Raw genomic sequence first — 5,274 nt, forward strand, 5'->3', positions numbered from 1 at the left:
TACGGGCGCCTATCGCTGACCAGCTAAACACTTCGGCAAGGTATTGTGGGCTAATCGGGTCAAGAGCTTCAGTTGCTAGAGGTAAACCAAGCTCTGTTAAGTAAAGAATCAATTCGCGGGCTTTGCGAAGACCAGTTTCAACATCAAACGAACCATCCATATGTGGATCGTTTATTAAACCTTTCCAACCAACAGTCGTACGCGGCTTTTCAAAGTAAACACGCATAACCACAAATAAAGAACCTTGGTATTTATTATGCAGCGCTTTTAATTGGCGGGCGTAATCTTTAGCTGCTTCAACGTCATGAACAGAACACGGACCTGAAATAACCAATAAACGCGGATCACGCTTGTGGATTATGTCACTAATGGTTTTACGCGATTGTTTGACAAACTCACGGCCGGCTTCAGAAAGTGGTAATTCTGCACGCAAAGCTTCAGGGGTAATTAATACATGTTCGGCATTAACGTGAATGTCATTTGAGCTGGTTGGCACTGCGCTTAATTCGCTAGTTGTGGTCATGATTTTTCCTTAAACAATCTATTTTTCCACCAAGTGGACTTTAAAAGTGGGTTTACGCTAGCTAAATAAACAGATTAAACATGTGAAATTAAAGGAAGGATAACAGCTTAAACAAGGGCCACAGCTCAACCAAAAACAAAAACAATGAATCGTAAAGATTTAAGTACGCGTTTTGTATTGATATAATTACACCCTTTTAAGCTTATGTATAGTATTAAATAGTAAATAAGTGATAAAAATAGAGTGAAAACTTTACCTGCTTGTTGAGCATTTAATTACAGCACAACTTTGCTCAGCTAAACCAGCTTCAGTAAACAATTAAATTCATATTCCTTACCCCCACCTCACTTAATGATTACAAGTTCAAAGGCACACAGAAAAACGTAGAGCTAGCTGTCAATTAACTTGATAGAAGCTAAAAGAACTAGATAAGTATTTGGTAAAAAGTAGATTTCATGCATACGTATTCAATATGGATAACGATGACATTGAATGAATTTTAAGCAAATATGCAGCGGTACTCAATTTAAGAAACGGATTTAAAGAGAAAATAAATAATAATTATAAATAGGAGCTAAAATGAGATCTAAAATAACTAAAAATTTAATGGCCAAAAGCTTAGCTATTGCTTTACCACTTCTAACCATAACTCCCGCACAAGCAGCCGCTCAACCAACTACCTTTGTGCATTTATTTGAATGGAACTGGCAAGATGTCGCCCAAGAATGTGAAGATTACCTTGGTCCGAAAGGATATGCGGCAGTGCAAGTATCACCACCCAATGAACATATTCAAGGAACACAATGGTGGACACGTTATCAACCAGTGAGCTATCAACTGCAAAGTCGCGGCGGTGATCGAGGCCAATTTATCGATATGGTTAATCGCTGTAAGGCTGTTTGGGTAGATATTTACGTTGATGCCATTATAAATCACATGGCAAATTGTAGCGGCACAGGTACTGCGGGCAGTAACTATGGCAATAAAACCTACCCACTTTTTAGCCCACAAGATTTCCATAGTAGCTGTAACATCAGTGACTATAGTAACCGCTGGCAAGTGCAGAACTGTGAATTAGTCAGTTTACCTGATTTAAATACAGGTTCAGCTTATGTACAAGAAACCCTAGCAGGCTATTTAAATGACCTTACCAGTATCGGTGTCGCTGGTTTTCGATTAGATGCCTCAAAACATATGGCAGTTGGTGATATTCAAGGGGTTTTATCGAAGGTCAATGGCAGCCCATTAGTTTTTCAAGAAGTCATAGATCAAGGTGGCGAGGCGATCAGTGCGTCTGAATACACTAGTGCAGGTTTAGTAACTGAGTTTAAATATACCACCCAACTCGGTAATACTTTCAAAAATGGTAAATTAGCTTGGTTAAGTACCTTTGGCGAGGCTTGGGGTTTTATGGCCAGTAGCTCAGCCGTTGTTTTTGTTGATAACCATGACAACCAACGTGGCCATGGCGGCGGGGGCAATGTCATAACCTTTGAAGATGGCCGTTTATACGATTTAGCCAATGTATTCATGCTGGCTTACCCGTATGGTTACCCAAAAGTAATGTCTAGTTATGACTTTCATGGTGATACCGACGGTGGTGCTCCTAGTGTATCGGTACATAATAATGGCAATTTAGAATGCTTTGGCGACAAATGGCAGTGTGAGCACAGGTGGTCATACATTGCAGGGGCTGTCGATTTTAGAAATAATACTGCGGATAACTGGAGCACAACCAATTGGTGGGATAACGGTAATAATCAAATCGCCTTTGGTCGCGGTAGTTCAGGTTTTGTTGCCATCAACAAAGAAAACTCAAACTTAACCACTACGTTAAACACTGATATGGTCGCAGGAACTTACTGTAATGTGCTTAAAGGTGAGTTATCTACCGATGGTCAATCTTGTAGTGGTGAAATCATTACCGTTAACAGTGACGGAACGATCAATGCCAATGTTAACGCTTGGGATGCCTTTGCCATTCACCAAGGTGCAAAAACTGATGGTGTAGTCATTCCGCCAACCGATACTGACTGGCAGCGTACTGTGATATTTATTCAAGCGCAAACACAAAGCGGACAAGATATGTTTATTCGTGGCGGTATCGATCATGATTATGCTAATAACCAACTAGGCAGAAACTGTCAAACCAGTAACTTTGCTTGTGCTATGCCCATTAGGCATAACAATTTACTTAATAGCACAACAACACCATGGAAAAATAATGAAAACTATTTAGATTGGTATGGCAGTGAAGTGAATCAAAGTACGACAGCTGAAGGTACGCCTCTTGATTGGACTACCAATGTTTGGCCAAGTAGCTGGGGCGAATTGCGCACCACAGCTAATGATGGTTCTGGTGAAGACCCACTCAATATTTGGGGAGCTCATTACTGGATGATAGATGTTGATATGGATTGCAGTAAAGCGGTTAACGGTAAGTTTGAAGTAAAAGCCTTTATTAAAAATGGCCAAGGCTGGGAAGGTAATATTTCACAGGCTGATGCACCTTATAGTTCTAATAACCACTTTGCCCAGTGTGGCAAGGTTAACAAGTTCGAATTCAATAGTAATAGTGTTGAAATAACAAACTTTTAATTTTCATAGTTTAACTCCATAAAAAAGCGCCTTTTGGCGCTTTTTTTATACCATTTTAACTAACCTCCTCCTCGTACTGTTAGGGCAGGGTTAGTTAAGCGCTATTTAATCTCAGATCTTTCACTGATCGACACGGGTTCACCATCAATAACCAATTCAAAAGTAACATCTACCGCATTAGGCTTGGTTTTAGCGCCTGCTTTTACAGTAAACTTATTACTAAACTGGCGAATTTCGTAAGGTGCCATGGTAATTTCTTCTTCATAATATGATGTTTCAAAAATATCTGAAGGGTAAGCTTGTACCATTATTTTACCTTTAGTTTCTCCTGCATGTGGCCCTCTAAATTCACTGGTAATTAACACTTCTTTGCCAATGACTTTTGCGTCTTCAACAATTGCCATAGATGACCAAGGATATACCCGTGCACCTTGAGTTACCGTTAGCTCAATTAACTGCCCCTGCCATTCAACACTTGCCTTAGCAGTTATCGTCTCTTTACTGGTACGAGTCGCTAGTGTAGTGGTTAAGTCTTGCATGGTTTTATCGCCACTGGCTAACACAAGTTCTTTAGTAAAGCTGTTATTGCCTTGTTGGCTCAATACTATGTTCGCCTTAGCAACTGAAGCGCCTTGATTACGCAAAACTGCCGAAACAACTTGCTCACCATTGGCCTTTTCTTGACGCCACTCTAAACGCAGGTGCAAGCCAGACAGCTCTTTTAAGGCATGATTAATCTTGTCTTTAGTAGCGCCTGAATTAACAATGGCCGCAACTAAGCTAGTACTAGCAGCATTCAATTTAGCTAAAGAAGCTAATTGAGTTTTACGGTCTTTTGGTGTGGCATCTATCATATATTCATACATAGCTGATAACTCACTAGGAACTTTATCTCCTAAGCGCCACATGGCTCTAAATAAACGGCTGATAGCACGATCGGCTGGGTTTGCCCACGGGTTAACTTCTAGATTAGTGGTTAAATCTCTAGGTACTGGGTTAAGGTCTCTGCCATCATCAAAAAAGGCAGTGAGCCTATGCTCAGCATTTTCTGCCAGTATTGCCATATTTCTATCAAGTAACTTAACGCGTACATCATTAGATATTGAAAAATTCACCTTATGCTGACTAGCTTTCGATTTAAGTAAAATAGTTAAATGATCAGCGTTAATGGTAATCGACAGCCCCAATTTAGGTTGTTGCTGGCTTTCTAAATCAGCAATCATCTGTGGTGAAATAGAGTAACGAATATCTTCTCCGCCCAAAGAACTCGCATTGACCACGATAGTATTGCCTTTAACTATTTTTATTTGCAGTAATTCATCTTCGTCTGGCTTATACGATTTTTGCTTAAAGGTGCCAACTTTTTTGTCCGCTGCTAATCTCTGCTGGTTTTCATCACTGATCTTTAAACCTAAACCAATGCCAACATGACCACGATGCAAATGGTCAGCCAAATAATCTATCTCTAATGCCACGGTAGGATTATCATTGCCACGGACAGGCTTAATGATTAAGGACGACATTTCGGCTAAAGGTTGGTCAAATTTAAATGACTTATAGGCAGGTTTTTCGCCCGGTTTTAAGCGAACATCCATACGAGGAGAGCCATGTTCGTAGCTATTATTTAATACACGCACCCATAACTTATTGCCATCTTGTTCCCAAGGCCCAGCAGCGGTATTGAATGTTTTATCAATACTGGCAACATATTCAACAAACTCGGCTTCTACCTTGTCCCAATCACCAAAAACATCTATCATCAACTGATGAGATAGCTCTTTACCACTACCATAATCCGATTGACGTTTTTCCGCCATTTCATCGCGATAGGCTTTAAATTTATGTGATCTGTCTGGATCGTCTAACATAAAATGAACAATGAAAAAGTTGATACCTCGATACAAACTCGGGTTATTAGTCATGTCCTGAATACTTGGACTATTTAAGGCTTCATATTGTTTTAACCCTAGACGGACATAATCCATGGGTGATGCTCGATCAAACACCATCACTTTTAACTGTTTTTTCTCAGGATCATAATAATGGTGCGCTAATGCATCAGCAGTGCCTTCGGTAAACCAAGTAGGTAACCAGCCCGGATAGTCCATTAACGACATTTGAAAAACATGACCTTGCTCATGTACAACTATATA

General features: G+C 40.1%; 3 protein-coding genes. 1 reads left to right on the forward strand and 2 read right to left on the reverse strand.

The genetic code is table 11. The features are described 5' to 3' along the window. Positions 1-523: 3-deoxy-7-phosphoheptulonate synthase (locus tag HRT50_RS17555; protein ID WP_291616909.1), on the reverse strand; the 523-nt coding region annotated here is incomplete at its 3' end. 606 nt (positions 524-1,129) lie between these two features. Between HRT50_RS17555 and HRT50_RS17560 the strand changes: the two genes are divergently transcribed. Next, on the forward strand, positions 1,130-3,121 hold the full coding sequence (locus HRT50_RS17560) for an alpha-amylase family protein (protein ID WP_291616914.1): 1,992 nt from the start codon (positions 1,130-1,132) through the stop codon (positions 3,119-3,121). Positions 3,122-3,222: 101 nt separating this feature from the next. Here HRT50_RS17560 and HRT50_RS17565 read toward each other — a convergent pair. After that, on the reverse strand, positions 3,223-5,274 hold a 2,052-nt coding region (locus tag HRT50_RS17565), incomplete at its 5' end, for a hypothetical protein (protein WP_291616911.1).

It is taken from the genome of Colwellia sp., from assembly GCF_013215345.1.
Taxonomy (GTDB): Bacteria; Pseudomonadota; Gammaproteobacteria; order Enterobacterales; family Alteromonadaceae; genus Colwellia.